Origin of the sequence: Helicobacter sp., from assembly GCF_022770205.1 — a bacterium.
In the GTDB taxonomy this organism is placed as follows: Bacteria; Campylobacterota; Campylobacteria; order Campylobacterales; family Helicobacteraceae; genus Helicobacter_D.
This window is the reverse complement of record NZ_JALEIK010000024.1, coordinates 1-18,301: the sequence shown is the minus strand read 5'-3', so window position 1 is coordinate 18,301 and position 18,301 is coordinate 1. Positions and strand designations below refer to the sequence as shown.

Below are 18,301 nucleotides of genomic sequence, written 5' to 3'. Positions count from 1 at the left end.
ATAATACGCCACAACCACAACAGCAAGCAATGTTGAGAGTATCATAAATGCTGACATCTTTCCACCTTTCTTTAGAGATTAACAAAGCATTTATTATAGGTAAAAAATATTTAAATTTTGTGTAGCATTAGACGCATCTATGCCAAAACTTGCTAAGAGACTTTGTAGCTCACCCCAAAAGATAGAGCTTGAAAAAACTCTAAAAGAATGGAGCGAAGGGAGTTAGAGAGTTCTATGCCTCACTCAATTTTTCTTAAATTGTTAATTGAGAGAGACAAATAGGCTAACGAGTTAAAGTTTTTAATTAAGATTGATAAATGTATTCGATAATGTGTTATTAATCTCTTTTGTCATTAAAAATTGGAATAAATCAATATTGCCAACCCTAAATGCAGAAGCACAAGAGCGCAAATATAGCCCCCACATTCTAACAAACTGCTCATCATACATTTTTCTTACCTCCTCTATGTGTGCATCAAAATTTTTAGCCCACATATCAAGAGTTTTGGCATAATGGATTCTTAAACTCTCTGCAAGCAAAAGGTGAAAATCCCATTCACTCATCGTGCTTACAACTTCCCTTAAAGAAGGCAGATAACCTCCGGGGAAAATGTATCTGTCAATCCAAGCATTCGTTTTGCCTTCAAACATTGCTAAAATAGAATGCAGCAAGAAAGAACCTCCGGGCTTTAACGCTTGCTTGACTTTCATAAAATACAATCCTAAATTTTCTTTGCCCACATGCTCAAACATTCCCACAGAAACAACCTTATCAAAGTGATTTTCATATTGCATATCTTGATAATTCTCAAGCTTAATTTCTATTTGATGTTCTAAGCCCAACTCACGCACTCTTTGCGTAGCCTTTTTACATTGCTCTTCTGAAATGGTAACGCCAACAACTTTAACACCATATTTTTGCGCCGCCATTATGGATAACCAACCCCAGCCGCAACCTATGTCCAAAAGATTTTCTCCGGGCTTTAAATCAAGCTTTTTTAAAGTGTGTTTAATTTTATTGATTTGTGCTTGATACAGGGAATCATCAGGTTTTTTAAAATATGCGCAAGAATAGCTCATTGTTTCATCAAGCCATAACTTATAAAAATCATTTCCTAAATCATAATGGCTTTTTATATTCTCACTTTCTTGTTTTTGTGTGATTTTGCTAGAAATATCATTTTTATTTTTTAAATATTTTTTATTAGAAAAATAATATAAAACTCTAGCAATCTCATCATAATCTCCATAAATTTCAAGCTTACCTTCCATATAATGTTTAGCAATCACCAAGCTTGTATCGTTAAAGAGAGCAAACAAAGGAATCTTTTCTTTAACAACTAAAGAGAATTTTGGAGGGTTTTTGCCCACACTTACTTCTTCGCCGTCCCAAAATACAAGCTTAAAGTCACCATAATTCCATTTTGATAAGATATTTTTAAGTAATCTTTTTTCTAGCATTTTTGAACTCCAAATGATAAAAATTATTATTTAGAAAATAATATATTTTTAAATTTTAAAGTTTAATAAAAATATGGGTATTGGAAGCTGTTAATCTTAGGTAAGAAAAGATTTAACTTTAGCTCTTCTATTTTATGAAAAGCTAAAGTTAAATTTAGATTTTAAAAGGGTTTTCAACTACTCTCTTGCGATCTACGATATATGGGATAAGTGCCATATGTCTTGCGCGTTTAATCGCAACTTCCACACGCTCTTGCCATTTTTTTGAATTCCCTGTCAAGCGGCGTGGCATAATTTTATAGCGCTCTGAAAGAGAGTGTTTTAACATCTCCACATCTTTGTAGTCAATAAACTCAATCTTTGCTTCTGTGTAGCGACAATATCTTTTTGAATAGCGTTTTTTCTCTGCCATAATATTCCTTTAAAATGGTATTTCTTCATCATTAATATCAATCACTGGAATCTCATCGTCCTTTTGCGGTTTTTGTGGCGGTTTTTGTGCTTTTGGTTTTTGGTAATTTGGCTGGCTATCGTAATTATTTTGGTTGTTATAGCCACCTTGATAACTACTATTGCCATCATAGCCATTATTAGAATTTCCGTTAAAGCCCCCTTGCTCATAATCCGCCTGATAATCACTATTTGGGTTATATCCGCCATTTTGGATTCCACCTTCTGCTCTTCCGCCAAGCATTTGCATACTCTCAGCAGTAATGCTATGCTTGTTACGCTTTTGCCCATTATTATCTGTCCAACTCTCCAATACCAAACGCCCTTCAATCAACACTTGAGAACCGCGTCTTAGATATTGGTTTGCCACTTCAGCTGTGCGTCCAAAAAGATTCACATCCACAAAACACACTTCCTCGCCTTGCGAACCATCCTGTTTTCTGTAACGGCGGTTTGTTGCAAGTCCTAGTTTTGCTAATGCGCTCCCATTTGGCAAATAACGCAACTCAACATCACGGGTTAAGTTTCCAACTAAAACGACTTTGTTAAACATCTAATATCCTTTTAGATTAAGTATCTTGCGGTTTGTATTCAACTTCTTTTAGCGGTGCTGATTTTTTATTATTAATCGCACGATCCACTAATGTTTCCCATGCCTTTTGTTCTTTTTTGTTCTCATATTTAATCACAATAAAACGCAAAATTTCTTCATTAATGCGATACAAACGCTCTAATTCTAAAACAAGCTTTGGCTCAGCTTTAAAATAGATCACAAAATAATATCCGCGCTTGTTTTTCTTAATTTCATAAGCAAGATTGCGCATTCCCATATCTAAAGTTACGCTAATTTCGCCTCCATTGCTAAGGATTGCAGCTTTGTAAAAATCAATCTTTTGCGTGATTTCTTCTTGTGTTAAAGTGGGTTTTACCACAAACATCGTTTCATAAAAACGCATAGAGTCTCCTTATGGATTTGCCCTTTTGTAACTTAGTTCAAAGAGCAAGGATTATGGTTTTTTACAATATTGTAAAGGGCTAGATTCTACTTTAAAATTGCTTGTATTTTTATTAAAGTATTTAAAAATCCATTCCCACGATTCATTCCTTTTAAAAATTCCTCCCTCCAAGTGTTTAATATAACAAATATAGATTCATACTGCGCTTCTTTGATTTTTGTTGCAAAAGCCTTCTTTTTCTCTAAAATTGCCTTTGGCGGATTATAGCCTAGCGTATCTGTAAGATTAGAATCGCCTTTTAGTCGGATATGACTTGTGAGCAAAAAAAGAGTCAAAAAATATTTCTGCACCGCTCTTATAAGTTGATTTTCATCAAAGTTTTGCTCCATAAATTGTGAAAGCTTTACAAAATAAGGCTTTTGAAGAAGTAATAACTCTAAAATCTCATCCACCTCAACACTGCCTAGCCCATAACCTAGGCTATCTACCATTTCTGCGGTGATTTCCTGCTCAAAAATTGCATATTTTCTAAGCTCTGCAACACTTAAACCTAAATCTAAATTTTGTTGTTCAAAGATTCTATGGAGTAAAAAATCTGGAATCTTAATGCGCAATTCTCTTGCATATCCTTGCAAAATCGGCATTGCTTCATAAAAGTTTGGTGCAAAAAAGCGCACTTCAAACACGCCTTGTTTTGCTAAACTCCCACCAAAACTCACAATCATAGCCTTAGCATCTGCCATATACTCTGCATTTGTTTTATTTTCTGCTTGATAAAACTCTACAATTAAAATTCCATTACCATTTTTAAGCAAAGATTCTATGAGTGTGTCTAGTTGTTTTTTCGGAATCTTTTTTTCTATTTTTATCCAAACTAGTGCATCATTGCCAAAAAGTGAGCCTTGAGAGAAGCAATTAAGCGCGCTTTGAAAATCAAATTCACCAAAGTAAAAGCTGTTTTTTTCAAAACCTCTATCTAGTGCAATTTTTGCGATTTTCTCCCCATAATGTCCGATTAAAAATGCATCTGCTCCATAAAGAAAAATCGCGCGAACTTGCACATTTTGAGCAAGTTTTGTGTCAAATTCTTTTTTATACATTCATTTCCTTTTGCGCTTATGACGGGGCTTATAACTTGCACTTTGACTTCTTATCCTATTGCTTTTTTTAATCTTTTGACGCATTTTCTTAGCATTAAGCTTTGCCTTGTGGTGCACATAAGGATATTTAGAAATTTGCTCACTTTGGATTCCAAATCCTTCCTTAAAACATTCTAAAATTCTGCCATACACCTTTGCTGTGGCAAGATTAACATCAAGGATTTGCACACGCACTTTTTGGTATTTTACACCCATTCCTTTTAAACACACAACACGCGCTCCTTGTAAAGGCGGTGTAGTGAGTGCAATTAATTCTGGATGCTTATCGTTAATGATTACACCTACATAGGCTTGTCCGATTTTTTTGTTTAAAAAACGCGCAAATTTGCGATCTTTAAAGTTTATTTCTATTTTTGCAACCTCCCTTTCTTTTTGACTCAAATCTTCACAAATTTGCGGCAAAGATTCTAGGGATTCTTCATTTAATTGTATTTTTGCTTTTAAGATTCTATGCAAGAGCAAATCACTATAACGGCGGATAGGAGAAGTAAAGTGGCTATAAGCTTCAAATCCTAACCCAAAATGCCCGATATTATGGCTTGCATAGACAGCTTGCTGCATTGAACGGATGATAAGCTTATCCACTTCTGTTGCCATATTAGAATGCTTTGCTAGGGCTTGAATTTCTAAAATTTCCCTATGAAAATCCCTAGTATTTTGTGGAATCTTTTTTTTATGGTAGATTCCAAGTAAGCGAAACTCTGCAAATAAATCTTGGATACTCTCTAGCTTTGGGGCATTATGCACGCGGTAGATTCCTAGTTTTAATCGCCCATCTGTTTGCGTGCTTTGTTTGCTTTGTAAAAGTGCGCTTTGTATATTTGCAAGCAGCATACACTCCTCTACAAGCTGATGGCTTTGTGTTTGACATTCCGTTTTTAAATCTTTGAGCTCATAATTTTTATCAAGCTCCATCACGCTCTCATCGCCTAAAAAGTCAAATCCATTTTTTAGTCGCTTTTGACGGAGCTTTTGAGCTAAATCATTGAGCGCAAATAGCATTGGTTTTATGCTTGGTTTTATGTTTTTATGATGCCCTGTTTCTAAAAGCATATCCACATCTGCATAAGTGAGTTTTTGGCGCACTTTTACCACTGCTTCAAAAAGCTCACTATTTAGCACCGCTTTTGTGCGTTTGTGTAAGCGCATTTTCCACACCACCGCAAGGCGTAAATTCCCCTCACTAAGAGAACAAAGATTTTCACTTAAAGCCCTTGGTAGCATTGGAATGGATTTATGTGGAAAATACACGCTAAAGCCCCTATTTCTTGCTTCTAAATCAAGGGCAGAATCCTTTTTAACATAATAACTCACATCCGCAATAGCAACATAAAGCGTGGAATTTTCCCCATCATAAAAAATCGCATCATCGTGGTCCTTTGCCCCCACAGGATCAATCGCGCAAAAGGGCAAATGCGTGCAATCTACCCTTTCTTTAAAATCCTTTAAACGCACAGCTTTAAAACTCTCTGCTTCAAGTTCTGCTTGTAAGCTAAAAGATTCCTGCCTATCATACAAACTTAGCACGATTGTTTCATCAATTTGCGGCTCTCTTAATGTGCCTAAAATCTCTAAAATCTCGCCATCTTTGGGATTAAGTTTTAAAAGTGTGTTTGGCGGAAGTGTTTTTAGAGATTTTTGCGTGGCTTTAATTTTATAAGGAATCTCATTGGGAATTGAAATGGATATGCAATCAAGCTTGGACTTTTCCAAATAGCAAAGCACACTGCTTTGTTTTGCTTCTAAGATTTGAAGCACTTTTGCATAAATGCGTGTGTTGCGTTGTCTATTAAGTGCTTTAGCTAGCACAATATCGCCTTTTTGCGCTCCTTTTAACAAATTTTTCTCTATCAGCCAATCGCGCTCTTTGCTTTTTGGTAAAGGAATCACAAAGCCATAGCCTTCTTTTGCAAGTTCAATTCTTCCAATGCAAAATTGCTTTTTTAGCACATAGCAATTTTTGCGCACTTCTAGCACATCAAAAGCACGCAAGGATTCTAAAAGCTTTAAAAAAGATTCCGCAAGTTTAAAATCCAGTGGAATCCCATTTTTAAGAAAGTTTAAAAATTCAAGCATCTTTTATTGTGTCATTAAAAATAAATTGATGCTCTTGTGGCAAGGCATTAAAAAGATTCAATGCTAGCTTCCTAATCTCCCACAAAGCAGACTTTGCACTACGCAATGCTAAAAAATTTTGCAAACTTCTTGCATTAATACTCCAAGTTAGCTCAGTTTTATACGATTCTGGCATTGCAAATTTTGCTAAATCATTGCTAATGTTTGTTATTAGCAATTTACGCAAATTTTCTAACGCATAGATAGATGCTTCATTGACTGCTTGATTTTCTGTAAAAACCAAAAATTGCTCTGCTCTTTTGTAATTTTCACCACAAAGTGGCAAAAAGGATTCCACCTCTTTGAGCTCTTTTAGTGTGTAACGACTAGATTTTACACTCAAAGATGCCATTCTGTGTCTTGCCAATTCTTGCAAACAAGCCCTGCTAATCCCTTGAATGTAAAAGGTATAATGTAAATGCTCTAGCGTGGAAGCGTGTTTTAATTTATTTCCTACTCTATCAATTAATTCTTTATCTTTTTCACCGCCGCTATCGCCCTTTTCAAAACTCTGCCAACAAGTTCTAATTGCGTGAGAGCAAACATTTAAATTTGTGTAAGATAACAATTCTATTTGCATTTTTATCCTTTTTGAAGTTTTAAGCGTTGTGCGTGTGTGATAGCAATCGCAAGGGCATCACTAATATCAAGGGGTTTTATCTGACCCTTGATGCCAAGCAAGCGTTTTACCATAAATGCAACCTGTTCTTTTGTAGCTTTTCCATTGCCTGTGAGTGCCTTTTTAACTTGTAAAGGCGTGTATTCTGCAAAATTCCCAAGTTCTTGTAAAATCTTAAGGCTCAAAGCTCCTCTAAATTGTGCTAGTTTAATCACGCTTTTAGGATTATACGCATAAAACATATCTTCAATAGCAACACTATTAATGCAATGACTCTTTAAAACTAAATCAATCCCTTCTACAAATTCTACAATTTGATGTTGTAAAATTCTCTCTTTAATTTTAATCAACCCTGCCTCCACTAAAGAAATTGCACCATTTTCTAGCTTGATAATTGCATAGCCACAATTTCTACTTCCCGGATCAATTCCTAAAATATTCATCGCCACCTTACAGAAAAATATTTTTTTCGGATTCTACTAAAGTTATTTCTTTTAACAGATTAAACGGAATAATAATGGTATTAATTTTTCATTAACTAAATACAAGTTAGAATCTTAGTCTTAAATTTAAATAAGGAGATTCTATGAAAAAAATAATTCTTTCCTGCTTTGTCGCAAGCGTTTTTGTGCAAATGTCTATGGCAAATTCTCACGCAAGCCATAGCCATCATATGCACAATATGGCATCAGACACTACAATCCAAGAAGTTGTGGATTTAATGCACGCCCCTATGATGAACACTCAATTTATAGAAAGCGGAAATCCTAACATTGACTTTTTAAAAAATATGATTCCCCACCACGAAGGCGCAATTCTGTCCTCTAAAAAACTCATTCAAAATAAGGCATTAGATCCTAAACTAAAAAAAATTGCAGAAGGGATTATCCTTGAACAAGAAAAAGAGATTAAACATTTTAAAGAATTATTGCGCAATGCAAAGCAGTTTGACCAGACGATAACAAAAGAGCAATACCAGCAGTTTGTCCTTCAAGAAAAGCAAGATATGGATTTAATGATGCAAAAGATGTCTGAGCTTGGCAGGAATGAAACCTTAGAAACTGCTTATATGAAATCTATGATTGCCCATCATAATGGCGCAATTAATGCCGCAAGGCAAATCCTAAGTATCACAAATAATCCCACAATAACTAAGATTGCCAATCAAATCATTGCAGCCCAAGAAACTGAAGTTAAGCAGTTTGAAGAAATGCTGCTTCACGCTTCACACTAAAGATCATAAGGAATTGGGCGCATTTGTGTTAAAATCTGTAAATTTTTAAAAGGATTCTTATGCGTTTAATTACATTTCTACACTCTTCAAGCAATGCTCCACAACTTGGCGTTGTGGAGAAAGATTTGGTTTATCCCTTTAGTTCCATTTTTAAAAGTGAAATTCCACAGATTTATACAGATATGAATGTGTTTATTACGCATCACACACAAGAAATATTGGAATCCCTAATGCACGCAAGCACGCACAAGCCTTTGTGCGCATTAGATTCTGTGGAGTTGCTCTCCCCCATCCCCTACCCTAAACAAGATGTGATTTGTCTAGGGATTAATTATTTAGAACACGCTAAAGAATCCGCACGCTTTAAAAAGGAAAGCTTAGATGAAAAAAGAGAAAATGCAGTGTATTTTAGCAAACGCGTAAATATGGCAGTGGCTCCAAATGCGAAGATTCCAGCGCATACAGAACTTACAAATCAGCTAGATTATGAAGTGGAGCTTGGCGTGATTCTAGGGCGTGATGCGCATAGAGTGCCAAAGGATAGGGCTTTAGAATATGTTTTTGGCTACACGATTATTAATGACATTTCAGCGCGCAACTTACAACAAAAGCATAAGCAATGGTATGCAGGCAAGAGTTTGGAAGGGAGTTTGCCTATGGGACCTTGGATTGAAACGGAGCTAAATCCGCAAAATTTAAGCATTAAAAGCTATGTCAATGGGGAGCTTAGGCAAAACTCTCACACTTCTTTAATGATTTTTGATGTGGCAAGTGTGATTTGTGAGCTATCTTCTTATTGTAAGTTGCAGGCGGGGAGTATTCTCTCAATGGGAACACCAAGTGGCGTTGGAATGGGATTGACACCACCAAAGTTTCTAAAAAGTGGCGATGAAGTGCGTTGTGAGATAGAAGGAATCGGAATTTTATGTAATGCCATAGAGTAGAATCGCTACACATTTTGCGATTCCAAATACTCCTCATAGCTTCCGCGAAAATCAAGGTTAAGGTTAGCGATGATGCTAGCAAAGATGAATGAATCAAGTTTTTTATAAATCTAGTCAAAATATGAGCGAAGTGAGTGAATCTAGCATAGATTTAATTATCACAAGTCCGCCGTATTTTAATATCAAAGATTATGCGAAAAATGGCTATCAAGATTCTATACATTCTCATTCTAAAAAGGGCGATTTAGGTGCTATTAGCGAGTATAAAATCTATATACAAGAGCTTTTAAAAGTATGGCGTGAATGTGAGCGGGTGCTAAAGCCAAATGGCAAGCTTTGTATCAATGTGCCTTTAATGCCGATGTTTAAAAAGGATTTGAGAACGCATTATAATCGCCATATTTTTGACTTACAAAGCGATATACAGCATAGCATTTTAGAATCTACTTCTCTCTTTTTGCTTGATTTATATATTTGGAATCGCACCAATACCACTAAAAAATTGATGTTTGGAAGCTACCCTTATCCACGCAATTTTTACGCGCAAAATACAAGCGAATTTATCACCATTTATGTCAAAGATGGCAAGCCGCAAAACACACCACAAGAGCTAAAAGAGCAAAGCAAACTTAGCCAAAAAGAATGGGTAGAATACACCAAGCAAATCTGGGATATACCTATACCAAATAAAAGTGATGTAGCCTTTGGCAAGCACGCTGCCATTATGCCCGAAGCCATTCCTTACCGCCTTATTAAACTCTACTCTTTTATAGGGGATATTGTGCTAGATCCATTTGCTGGCAGTGGGACAACGCTAAAGGTAGCAAAGGAGCTAGAGCGGAATTTCATAGGCTATGAGATTTATCCGCATTATAAAAGTGTGATTGAAGAAAAGCTTAGGCAGTGTGGATTATTTGCAACACAAGGGCAGGAAAATGCTTAATAAAATTTATATACAAGATTGCTTTAGCTTTTTAGAATCTTTGGCAGATTCTAGCATTGATTTAGCCATAATTGATCCGCCTTATAATCTCAAAGTAGCACATTGGGATAGCTTTAAAAGTGAAAAAGAGTTTTTAACATTTAGCTATAAATGGATAGATTTATTACTGCCAAAAATGAAAAAAAGCGGGAGTTTTTATATCTTTAATACCCCTTATCATTGTGCGTTATTTTTGCACTATTTACAAGGAAAAGCCGTGTTTCAAAACTTCATCACTTGGTATAAAAAAGATGGCTTAAGCACGACAAAAAAACGCTTTGTAAATAATCAAGAATCTATTTTATTTTACACAATGGATTCTAAAAGCTATTATTTTGACCCAGAATCTATCCGTGTGCCTTATGAATCAACAAGCCGCATAGAACACGCTAAAAAAAATGGAATCCTAAAAAATGGCAAAAGGTGGTATCCAAATGAAAATGGCAAACTCTGTCCTGATGTGTGGGAAATCACTAGCCAAAGACATAAGCAAAAAAAGAATGGCAAAACGCAAAAGCTCCACCACCCAACCATAAAGCCTAGAGAGATGATTGAGCGAATGATAAAGGCAAGCTCTAAAAAGGGGGATTTGGTGCTAGATTTATTTAGCGGAAGTGGGACAACAAGCCTGTGTGCTAGGGATTTAGGGCGGAATTTCATAGGCTGTGAGGCGAGTATTGAATATGTGGATTCTAGCTTAAATATAAAGGAGTATTAATGGATAAAATTTTACAAGAGATTTTACAAATAGATTCTAGTAGAGAGTGTATAAAATTTTCAGTAAAACGAGTGCAAAGCGATAATTATAGAGGGTTGCAAATCTCACAGCACAATCGCTACACGCAAAAAGAAATCCTAGTGATTTTACAAGAGATTTATGATCTTTGTGGGGATACATTATTACAAATCCGCACAAGCGATTTAAGCAAGCGACCATATAATATTGAAGGTGAAGAAAAATATGCAGAACTTACGACAAGAATCGCTTCAAAACTTGGGCGTTGCACGCAAGATTCTTTGCGTAAAAATATCTTTGTAGATTTGCATAGAATGGGGCTTATTGATAGATTTAATACCAAAAAGAAACAATTAAGTCCATTTGATAATGGCACGAAAAAATACATTGCTCTTACAAATTTTGGTATAGAATTTTTACAAAGCACAGATATTTTCACGCAGAATTTATTTTTTACAAGGGCGTTGGAGAATCTTATGCAAGGTTTTGGTGAAGAAATTTTACATATTATTTTGGAGTTAGAGAGCAATTATTTAACACTCTATGAAGTCTTATTTTTTGCAACTTTTCTATATCAAAAACTAGATTCTAAAACTTATAATCGTAGTGATATTATCTCACTCATTAAGGATTACAGAACTTTAAGTAAATTTCAAAAACAAGCTTTGAATGAAAAAATCAAATCTTATTGTGAACCCAAAAAATTTGGCGGTGATAAAATACAAAAGAGAGACTTCCATAATTGGATAAATGAAACACAACAGATTCTAAGTCTCTTAACACAAATGGCATATTTTGAATACAACGAACACGATGTAAAGCTGTATATCCGCACAGGAACTTATGGAATCTATGAGGACAACACCAAGCTTAAACGCTCCATTAAAGAAAAATATTTGTATTTCAAAAAGCATAATATCACAAAGGAAAAAGGCTTTGAGCTACATCATATTGTGCCTTTGTGTTTGGCTGCAAGTAGGGCTGAATTTCAAATCATTGATAAATGGGAAAATATGGTTTATATAGACGCTTTTTCACACGCAAAAATCACACAAAATAATAATACAAATATGCGATTAAGCTTTGAAAATGATAATGCAAATTTTAGTGATTTTAATGATTGTGTCGTGCATTGTGAAAACAACATCAATATAAAATACGACACAGAAAAACAAGAACTTATGTTAGATTATAATAAACGCATTTTAAATTCTAAGTTGTGAAAAACTTTGAACTTTATAAGTAAAATCTAAAAAATGCGTGTTTATTGCCCGTTTTAGATTCTAAAAACATCAATTTTAACTTCATAGAATCTTTCATCAAAGCTATCCAAAAAGAATGTATCAAAAGCTTGGTGTTGTGGCAAGAGATGGAGAGACAAGCTTACAAAAAAGTGGTAAAAGATGATAAAGTTTTAAGTCATACTTAAACACAGACTTTCTAAGAGCAAAAGCGCACTAAAGATTCCATATTTCTTAACACTTAATTAGAATTATGCAATACTTCTTAAAATGCTATAATAAAGCAAACTGCAAAAAGGAATACTATGCAAAGCTATGAAAAGATTATAAGCGGGGAGCAGGGGCTGCTTAGATGGATTATAGATAATGCGACAGAAGATGGCTTGGATAAAGACTTGCCAGATGATGATAGCCTGCATATTTCTATGCCAGAAATTGCTAAGATGAACTTTATGCCCGGAATGCTAGATGGCATTATGGGGAAAGATGAGAAAAATAGTGCAGATACGCTGCTTGCGATGTTTAGGTGTTTTGCAGAAGTGGATTCTAGTGAGCTAAGTGATGAATTGATAGATAAGCATTTGGGCGGGATTTATATGTTTATTATCCAGCATAGAACGCTTGGGTATATTGATGATTTTTTAGAAGCATTGATGAATGAGGCGGAGAATAATGCGAGGCTTTTGTATTTTTGTATCACTGTGGCTAGGCAGTTTCTGCTTAGTGGGGTGCATAGAGAGGCGATTAAGTTTGGTATTGCCGTGCTTGGGGTTTGCAGACTTGATGAGAAAGAAATAAGTATGCTTATGCAATTTGGCTTGGCAGATGAGTTTGCGAGATTTGTAGCCGTGGCATTAGCACGCAATGAGAAAAATGATGAAATCTTTTATCTTGCACAATGCACAAAGGGCTGGGGGAGAATCGCCTATGTGGATTATGTGAAAATTGATGATGAGAAAAAGCGTGAGTGGCTATTATTTGAGGGCTATAAATGTGAGATTGGGATTGATCATATTGTGCTTGAGTGTTTGGAGAAGGGCGATTTGCTAGGGTTGATACGAGAAAGGGGATTTGATGAAAAAATTTACACAGCAACGGGGCAAATGCTAAAAAGCTTTTGTGGCTTAAGCAAGGTGCATTTTGCAGACTATCCGCACTCAAAAGAGCTAGTCGCATTGTTTATTAAAGAATCTAAAAACAAAGCGATGAATATAGAGCGATTTGCCATTATTTGCGCGCTTATTGATCCTATTAAAGAGGAGCTAGAATACGATGAGAGTGAGAGGCAGGAACTGCTAGATATTATCAATACCCTAGCCTTTCATAGCGGGATTGATTGGGAGGGGCAAATCCGTGCTGATGTGTTTAACTACGATGCAAGGAGCATTGCTAGGTATCTTGGCATTGATATATGGGAGGATATGTTTAACATCGCTAGTGAAAACAAGGAGTTTAAAGAGTGGTATCCGCTCACGCTTACAGATTCTAAAGATAGATATAAAAGGCTTTGTGCTTTAGCAAAGGAGCGATTTGACTTGAAGGCTTTAAAAAGTGAGCCAAAAGATGAGCTAGGGCTTGGGGCGGAGTTTAGGGTGTATGATGAGATAAGTTTCATTGTGCAAAATCTTAGAAATTTTGATGAAATTATCGGGCTAGAGTTTGTAGAAACTGCCCTGCAAAGCCCTGTAACTCGCTGCCGCAATATGGCATTAAATGTAATTGAAACTTACAAAGAGATTCCACAAAGCATTATTGACATTATGGAAAGAAATCTTACAAAAGAGCCAAATAAAGGCGTGCTAGAGCGATATGAAAGCCTCCTGCAAAAGCATAAAGAGCAATTAGAGCAAAAACGAAAGATTAAGCCCTGTGGCAATCAGCATTGCAAGCATAAATGGCATTTGCAAGTGTGGGAGGAGTTTGGTAGCAGTGGGATATGGAGTCTTTGGAGTGATAAAAAGCAAGAAAGGGAGTTTCCAAATGTGGAGTATGAGGCTTTAGATTTACCGCAAGATTTAGTGCGACAATTTAAGCAGTGGCAGAGACTACACGATGAGTATGGGCTGTATTGGTATAAGGATGATGCAGATGATTTTTTAAAAAAGCTTTATGCTGTTTTTAAGGAGCAAAAATTAGAGCTTGCCAAGGCGTTAAAGGCGCATTTTAAGGGCGATGCGTATGTGGAGACTTATGTTGAGGGCGAAGATGATATAAAGGAGATAAAGTATTACTACGTAATGGCGGATTATGATGCGTTGTGGGATGAAGAAGGCGTTGGGATTTGTTTTGAAAATATTGAAGAGGATTGTAATATTTCTTTACAAACAAATGAAGCGAAACAGCTAGAAAAAGACTTGGATAAATGGGCTAGAGAACATATGGATTTAGAATGGAAAAATGGGGACTATACCCCTGTAACCGATGAAGCGATTATTGAAAGGGGCAGAGCTTTAACGCAAAGATTAAGGGAGATGCTACCAAATTATTGCGTAGTGGAATATAGGGCATAAAGTTGGAGTCGCTACACATTTTGCGATTCCAAATATTCCTCATAGCTTCCGCGAAAATCTATGATTGCATTATTGTCTTTAAACTCAATAATGCGGTTTGCATACGCACCAATTAGCTCTCTATCGTGGCTTATGCAAATCACATTGCCACTATACCTATACAAGGCTTCACCAAGCGCGATGATAGCTTCTAAATCTAAATGGTTTGTGGGCTCATCAAGCACTAAAAAATTCCCCCCTTCTAGCATTAGCTTACTTAGCATCATACGATGCTTCTCGCCTCCACTTAGGGAATTCACACTTTTTTCCTGCTCCTCTCCATTAAAAAGCATTCTGCCAAGTGCATTTCTAATTTCGCTTGCCTCCTTTTTCTTGTCAAATCCCCTTAGCCACTCATACAGCGTTTCATCGCCTTTAACTTGCTCTGTCGTGTTTTGGGGAAAATAGCCCCTCTCAATTGTTGCGCCCCATTTAATGCTTCCACTTGCTGGCGTTAAATTCTCACAAATTAGCTCACAAAATGTGGTTTTTCCAATCCCATTTCTTCCAATGAGTGCGATTTTATCACCCGGTAGAATGGTGAGATTTAGATTTTTTAACACACACAAATTATCATAATTAAAGCTTAGATTTTCAATATTTAAGGCTTCATTGCCGATGGTGCGATTTGCCTTAAAAACAATGCTAGGGTCACGGCGGCTTGAGACTTCAAGGCTTTTAATATCAAGCTTTTCTAGCTGCTTTTGGCGTGAAGTGGCTTGCTTTGCCTTGCTTGCGTTTGCAGAAAAGCGCGCGATAAAGGATTCTAGCTCCTCTTTTTCCTTAAGCTTTTTGTTACGCTCCATTTCTTGCTGTTTTGCAATCAAATTAGAAGCAATATACCAATCATCATAGTTGCCACTAAACTCACGCACGCTTTTAAAATCTAAATCCAAAATATGCGTGCAAACGCTGTTTAAAAAGTGTCTATCGTGGCTTATGACTACAAGTGTTCCCTCGTGTCGCTTAAGTTGCTCCTCAAGATAGCTAATCGTTTTTAAATCAAGGTTATTTGTAGGTTCATCTAAAAACAAAATATCAGGTTTTGGAAAAAGCACTTGCGCGAGTAAAACCTTAAATTTATCCCCACCTGTTAGGGTTTGCATCAAATTTTCGTGGAGATTAGCAGGAAATCCTAAATCTTCTAAAATCTTTTCAATTTGCACATCATATTCATAAGTTGGATCTTCCTCCGCGCAAATCATCTCTAGCTCCCCTAAACGCGCATTTACAGAATCGCTAAAATCCCCCTTGCTATAAAGCCTTTCTTTTTCCTTAATCGCATCATAAAGGCGTTTGTTCCCATAAAGCACGCAATCTTTAATGCTGTAATCCTCAAAGGCAAATTGATTTTGCCCAAGCACCCCTAAGCGTGCGTTTGCATCAAAGGCAATATCGCCACTTGTGTGTTCTATCTCTTTGCTTAGGATTTTTAAAAAGGTGGATTTCCCCGCTCCATTTGCACCAATTAGCCCATAACGCTTGCCTTTATCCAATTTTAAATTCACATTTTCAAAAAGTTTTTTTGTGGCATATTGCATACCAAGCCCAGTGATTTGCACCATAATTTTTCCTTGCGTTTAGTTTTGGATTCCATATTAAAGTTTTATCAAAGCCATAATTTTATCAAAAGATAAGATAAAATACGCATTTTTAAAATCCACAAATAGGTTAAAATATGTTTGCCTTGCACTCACAATTTAAGCCATCAGGCGACCAGCCAGAAGCCATTAAAACGCTTAGTTCTTTTATCAAAAAAGGCAGTCAATACCAAACACTAATTGGCGTTACAGGCAGTGGTAAAACCTTTTCAATGGCGCATATCATACAAGAATTACAAATGCCAACCTTGATTATGACGCATAACAAAACCCTAGCAGCGCAACTTTATAGCGAGTTTAAGGGCTTTTTCCCCAAAAATCATATTGAATATTTCATCTCTCACTTTGATTATTATCAGCCAGAGGCTTATATTCCACGGCAGGATTTGTTTATTGAGAAGGATTCTAGCATTAATGATGAGTTGGAGCGATTGCGCTTAAGTGCGACAACTTCGCTTTTAGCCTATGATGATAGCATTGTAGTAGCAAGCGTTTCGGCAAATTATGGCTTAGGAAATCCTAAAGAATATTTAGAAATGATTGAAAAATTTGAAGTGGCGCAAGATTACCATCAAAAGTCCTTGCTTTTGCGCCTTATAGATATGGGCTATAAGCGTAATGATAGTTTTTTTGACAGGGGGGATTTTAGGGTAAATGGGGAGGTGGTTGATATTTTCCCCGCATATAGTGAAGAAGAGATTGTGCGTTTGGAGTTTTTTGGCGATGCATTAGAATCCATTACGCTTTTAGATTCCATAGAGAAAAAAGTGCTTAAAAAGTTGGAATCCTTTGTGCTTTATGCGGCAAATCCTTTTATCGTGGGGGCAGATAGACTAAAACAAGCAGTTAAAAGCATTGAAGAAGAGTTGCATTTGCGCTTAAAGTTTTTTAAAGAGATGGGCAAAATGGTAGAATATGAACGCTTAAAATCACGCACAGAATTTGACTTAGAAATGATACAAGCAACAGGGATTTGTAAAGGGATTGAAAACTATGCAAGGCATTTAACGGGCAAAAAGCCAGGTGAGACGCCTTATTCCTTGCTAGATTATTTTGCGCAAAAAAATCAGCCCTATTTGCTAATTGTTGATGAAAGTCATGTGAGTTTGCCACAATTTGGCGGAATGTATGCAGGCGATAGGAGTCGCAAGGAAGTGCTTGTAGAATATGGATTTCGCTTGCCTAGTGCTTTAGATAATCGCCCATTAAAATATGAAGAATTTATCATAAAAGCACCGCATTTTCTCTTTGTCTCCGCCACACCTGCACAAAAAGAGCTAGACTTAAGCAAAGCACACACGGCAGAGCAGTTGATTCGTCCAACAGGCTTGCTAGACCCTTTGTATGAAGTGCTAGAAGTGGATAAGCAAGTTACGATTCTTTATGATAGAGCAAAGGAAGTGATTGCAAGAGGAGAGAGAGTGCTTGTAACTGCACTGACTAAAAAAATGGCAGAGGAGCTAACAAAATACTACAATGATTTAGGCTTAAAAGTGCGCTATATGCACTCTGATATTGATGCCATTGAGCGCAATCAAATCATTCGCGCTTTAAGGGCGGGGGAGTTTGATATTTTAGTGGGAATTAATCTTTTGCGCGAAGGCTTAGATTTGCCTGAAGTGTCTTTAGTTGCGATTTTAGATGCGGATAAGGAAGGATTTTTAAGAAGTGAAACCAGTCTTATTCAAACAATGGGGCGTGCTGCTAGAAATGTTAATGGACGCGTACTACTCTTTGCTTCTAAAATCACGCCTTCTATGCAAAAGGCTATGGAAATTACAGATTATCGTAGAGCCAAGCAAGAAGCCTATAATAAAGCACATAACATCACGCCAAAGAGTGTTTCAAGGAAGCTTGATGAGGATTTAAAAAACCAAGATTTAGGAATGCTTTATGAAAAAGCTAAAAAAGCAAGTAAGGAAAAAATGCCAAAGAGTGAGAGAGAAAAGCTTGTGAAAGAGTTAAGCAAGCAAATGCAAGAGGCGGCTAAAAAGCTAGAGTTTGAAGAGGCAGCAAGACTCCGCGATGAGATTGCAAAATTGCGTGCGTTGTAGTTTGCATCTTTAAGATTCCTATATCCCCCACTACACACTAATCTCTAAACTTACATTCTTAGAATACTTTGCATCTACACTTTTAGTAATATCTTGCACAATGCTAATAATATCATCTTCAAAGCTAGGATTATTCTCTAGGTTTCTCTTTAGGGTTTCTTTATCAAGTTTGGTTAAGTCTTGGATTTCTTTAAAGGTG

17 protein-coding genes are annotated in these 18,301 nt (G+C 36.3%); 8 read left to right on the top strand and 9 right to left on the bottom strand.

The window, feature by feature from the left end; genetic code table 11:
• Nucleotides 1-300: 300 nt before the first annotated feature.
• The 8 genes from MRZ19_RS05305 to ruvC all read right to left on the bottom strand — a co-directional run bounded on the left by MRZ19_RS05305 (nucleotide 301) and on the right by ruvC (nucleotide 7,204).
• Complete coding sequence (locus tag MRZ19_RS05305; protein WP_291031090.1) at nucleotides 301-1,461, bottom strand: cyclopropane-fatty-acyl-phospholipid synthase family protein; 1,161 nt, start codon at nucleotides 1,459-1,461, stop codon at nucleotides 301-303.
• A gap of 154 nt (nucleotides 1,462-1,615) precedes the next feature.
• Nucleotides 1,616-1,873, bottom strand: coding sequence for a 30S ribosomal protein S18 (gene rpsR, locus MRZ19_RS05300; RefSeq protein WP_291031088.1), 258 nt, complete (start codon nucleotides 1,871-1,873; stop codon nucleotides 1,616-1,618).
• Between the two features lie 9 nt (nucleotides 1,874-1,882).
• The gene (locus MRZ19_RS05295) at nucleotides 1,883-2,464 is read right to left on the bottom strand and encodes a single-stranded DNA-binding protein (protein WP_291031086.1); all 582 of its coding nucleotides are present in this window, start codon (nucleotides 2,462-2,464) and stop codon (nucleotides 1,883-1,885) included.
• 16 nt (nucleotides 2,465-2,480) lie between these two features.
• A complete protein-coding gene (gene rpsF, locus MRZ19_RS05290; RefSeq protein ID WP_291031084.1) occupies nucleotides 2,481-2,867 on the bottom strand; it encodes a 30S ribosomal protein S6 in 387 nt (128 codons plus the stop codon).
• Nucleotides 2,868-2,953: 86 nt separating this feature from the next.
• Nucleotides 2,954-3,967, bottom strand: a complete 1,014-nt coding sequence (locus MRZ19_RS05285) for a DNA polymerase III subunit delta (RefSeq protein WP_291031082.1) — start codon at nucleotides 3,965-3,967, stop codon at nucleotides 2,954-2,956.
• Entirely contained in the window at nucleotides 3,968-6,103 is a 2,136-nt protein-coding gene (locus tag MRZ19_RS05280; RefSeq protein WP_291031080.1) for a ribonuclease R family protein, read from the bottom strand. It abuts the gene before it with no gap.
• Nucleotides 6,096-6,722 carry an FAD-dependent thymidylate synthase gene (gene thyX, locus MRZ19_RS05275; protein WP_291031078.1) on the bottom strand — a complete coding sequence of 209 codons (627 nt, stop codon included), beginning with the start codon at nucleotides 6,720-6,722 and terminating at the stop codon, nucleotides 6,096-6,098. Before thyX ends, MRZ19_RS05280 begins: the two co-directional genes overlap by 8 nt.
• A 2-nt stretch (nucleotides 6,723-6,724) precedes the next feature.
• The gene (gene ruvC / locus MRZ19_RS05270) at nucleotides 6,725-7,204 is read right to left on the bottom strand and encodes a crossover junction endodeoxyribonuclease RuvC (RefSeq protein WP_291031076.1); all 480 of its coding nucleotides are present in this window, start codon (nucleotides 7,202-7,204) and stop codon (nucleotides 6,725-6,727) included.
• Nucleotides 7,205-7,347: 143 nt separating this feature from the next.
• Here ruvC and MRZ19_RS05265 point away from each other — a divergent pair, with 143 nt between their 5' ends.
• From MRZ19_RS05265 to MRZ19_RS05235, 7 genes are all read left to right on the top strand, one after another.
• Nucleotides 7,348-7,995 (top strand): DUF305 domain-containing protein, encoded by a 648-nt coding sequence (locus tag MRZ19_RS05265; RefSeq protein ID WP_291031074.1) that lies wholly within the window; start codon nucleotides 7,348-7,350, stop codon nucleotides 7,993-7,995.
• 59 nt (nucleotides 7,996-8,054) lie between these two features.
• Nucleotides 8,055-8,939, top strand: a complete 885-nt coding sequence (locus MRZ19_RS05260) for a fumarylacetoacetate hydrolase family protein (protein WP_291031072.1) — start codon at nucleotides 8,055-8,057, stop codon at nucleotides 8,937-8,939.
• 121 nt (nucleotides 8,940-9,060) lie between these two features.
• Complete coding sequence (locus tag MRZ19_RS05255) at nucleotides 9,061-9,882, top strand: site-specific DNA-methyltransferase (protein ID WP_291031092.1); 822 nt, start codon at nucleotides 9,061-9,063, stop codon at nucleotides 9,880-9,882.
• Nucleotides 9,875-10,639, top strand: coding sequence for a site-specific DNA-methyltransferase (locus MRZ19_RS05250; protein WP_291031070.1), 765 nt, complete (start codon nucleotides 9,875-9,877; stop codon nucleotides 10,637-10,639). The genes MRZ19_RS05255 and MRZ19_RS05250 overlap by 8 nt, the downstream gene beginning before the upstream one ends.
• Nucleotides 10,639-11,880 (top strand): restriction endonuclease subunit R, encoded by a 1,242-nt coding sequence (locus MRZ19_RS05245; protein ID WP_291031068.1) that lies wholly within the window; start codon nucleotides 10,639-10,641, stop codon nucleotides 11,878-11,880. The genes MRZ19_RS05250 and MRZ19_RS05245 overlap by 1 nt, the downstream gene beginning before the upstream one ends.
• Before the next feature lie 44 nt (nucleotides 11,881-11,924).
• Nucleotides 11,925-12,086: a hypothetical protein gene (locus MRZ19_RS05240; RefSeq protein WP_291031066.1), complete on the top strand. Its 162-nt coding sequence runs from the start codon at nucleotides 11,925-11,927 to the stop codon at nucleotides 12,084-12,086.
• A 117-nt stretch (nucleotides 12,087-12,203) separates the two neighbouring features.
• Nucleotides 12,204-14,408 carry a hypothetical protein gene (locus MRZ19_RS05235; protein ID WP_291031064.1) on the top strand — a complete coding sequence of 735 codons (2,205 nt, stop codon included), beginning with the start codon at nucleotides 12,204-12,206 and terminating at the stop codon, nucleotides 14,406-14,408.
• Between the two features lie 11 nt (nucleotides 14,409-14,419).
• Here MRZ19_RS05235 and MRZ19_RS05230 read toward each other — a convergent pair whose 3' ends face one another.
• On the bottom strand, nucleotides 14,420-16,012 hold the full coding sequence (locus MRZ19_RS05230) for an ATP-binding cassette domain-containing protein (protein WP_291031062.1): 1,593 nt from the start codon (nucleotides 16,010-16,012) through the stop codon (nucleotides 14,420-14,422).
• A gap of 113 nt (nucleotides 16,013-16,125) precedes the next feature.
• On the opposite strand from MRZ19_RS05230, the gene uvrB reads away from it, so the two are divergent.
• Nucleotides 16,126-18,102, top strand: coding sequence for an excinuclease ABC subunit UvrB (uvrB, locus tag MRZ19_RS05225; protein ID WP_291031060.1), 1,977 nt, complete (start codon nucleotides 16,126-16,128; stop codon nucleotides 18,100-18,102).
• Nucleotides 18,103-18,301: the final 199 nt, after the last annotated feature.

Coding starts and splice junctions, on each gene's coding strand:
- MRZ19_RS05305 (WP_291031090.1), bottom strand. CDS start 1,461: ATGCTAGAAAAAAGATTACTTAAAAATATCTTATCAAAATGGAATTAT.
- rpsR (WP_291031088.1), bottom strand. CDS start 1,873: ATGGCAGAGAAAAAACGCTATTCAAAAAGATATTGTCGCTACACAGAA.
- MRZ19_RS05295 (WP_291031086.1), bottom strand. CDS start 2,464: ATGTTTAACAAAGTCGTTTTAGTTGGAAACTTAACCCGTGATGTTGAG.
- rpsF (WP_291031084.1), bottom strand. CDS start 2,867: ATGCGTTTTTATGAAACGATGTTTGTGGTAAAACCCACTTTAACACAA.
- MRZ19_RS05285 (WP_291031082.1), bottom strand. CDS start 3,967: ATGTATAAAAAAGAATTTGACACAAAACTTGCTCAAAATGTGCAAGTT.
- MRZ19_RS05280 (WP_291031080.1), bottom strand. CDS start 6,103: ATGCTTGAATTTTTAAACTTTCTTAAAAATGGGATTCCACTGGATTTT.
- thyX (WP_291031078.1), bottom strand. CDS start 6,722: ATGCAAATAGAATTGTTATCTTACACAAATTTAAATGTTTGCTCTCAC.
- ruvC (WP_291031076.1), bottom strand. CDS start 7,204: ATGAATATTTTAGGAATTGATCCGGGAAGTAGAAATTGTGGCTATGCA.
- MRZ19_RS05265 (WP_291031074.1), top strand. CDS start 7,348: ATGAAAAAAATAATTCTTTCCTGCTTTGTCGCAAGCGTTTTTGTGCAA.
- MRZ19_RS05260 (WP_291031072.1), top strand. CDS start 8,055: ATGCGTTTAATTACATTTCTACACTCTTCAAGCAATGCTCCACAACTT.
- MRZ19_RS05255 (WP_291031092.1), top strand. CDS start 9,061: ATGAGCGAAGTGAGTGAATCTAGCATAGATTTAATTATCACAAGTCCG.
- MRZ19_RS05250 (WP_291031070.1), top strand. CDS start 9,875: ATGCTTAATAAAATTTATATACAAGATTGCTTTAGCTTTTTAGAATCT.
- MRZ19_RS05245 (WP_291031068.1), top strand. CDS start 10,639: ATGGATAAAATTTTACAAGAGATTTTACAAATAGATTCTAGTAGAGAG.
- MRZ19_RS05235 (WP_291031064.1), top strand. CDS start 12,204: ATGCAAAGCTATGAAAAGATTATAAGCGGGGAGCAGGGGCTGCTTAGA.
- MRZ19_RS05230 (WP_291031062.1), bottom strand. CDS start 16,012: ATGGTGCAAATCACTGGGCTTGGTATGCAATATGCCACAAAAAAACTT.
- uvrB (WP_291031060.1), top strand. CDS start 16,126: ATGTTTGCCTTGCACTCACAATTTAAGCCATCAGGCGACCAGCCAGAA.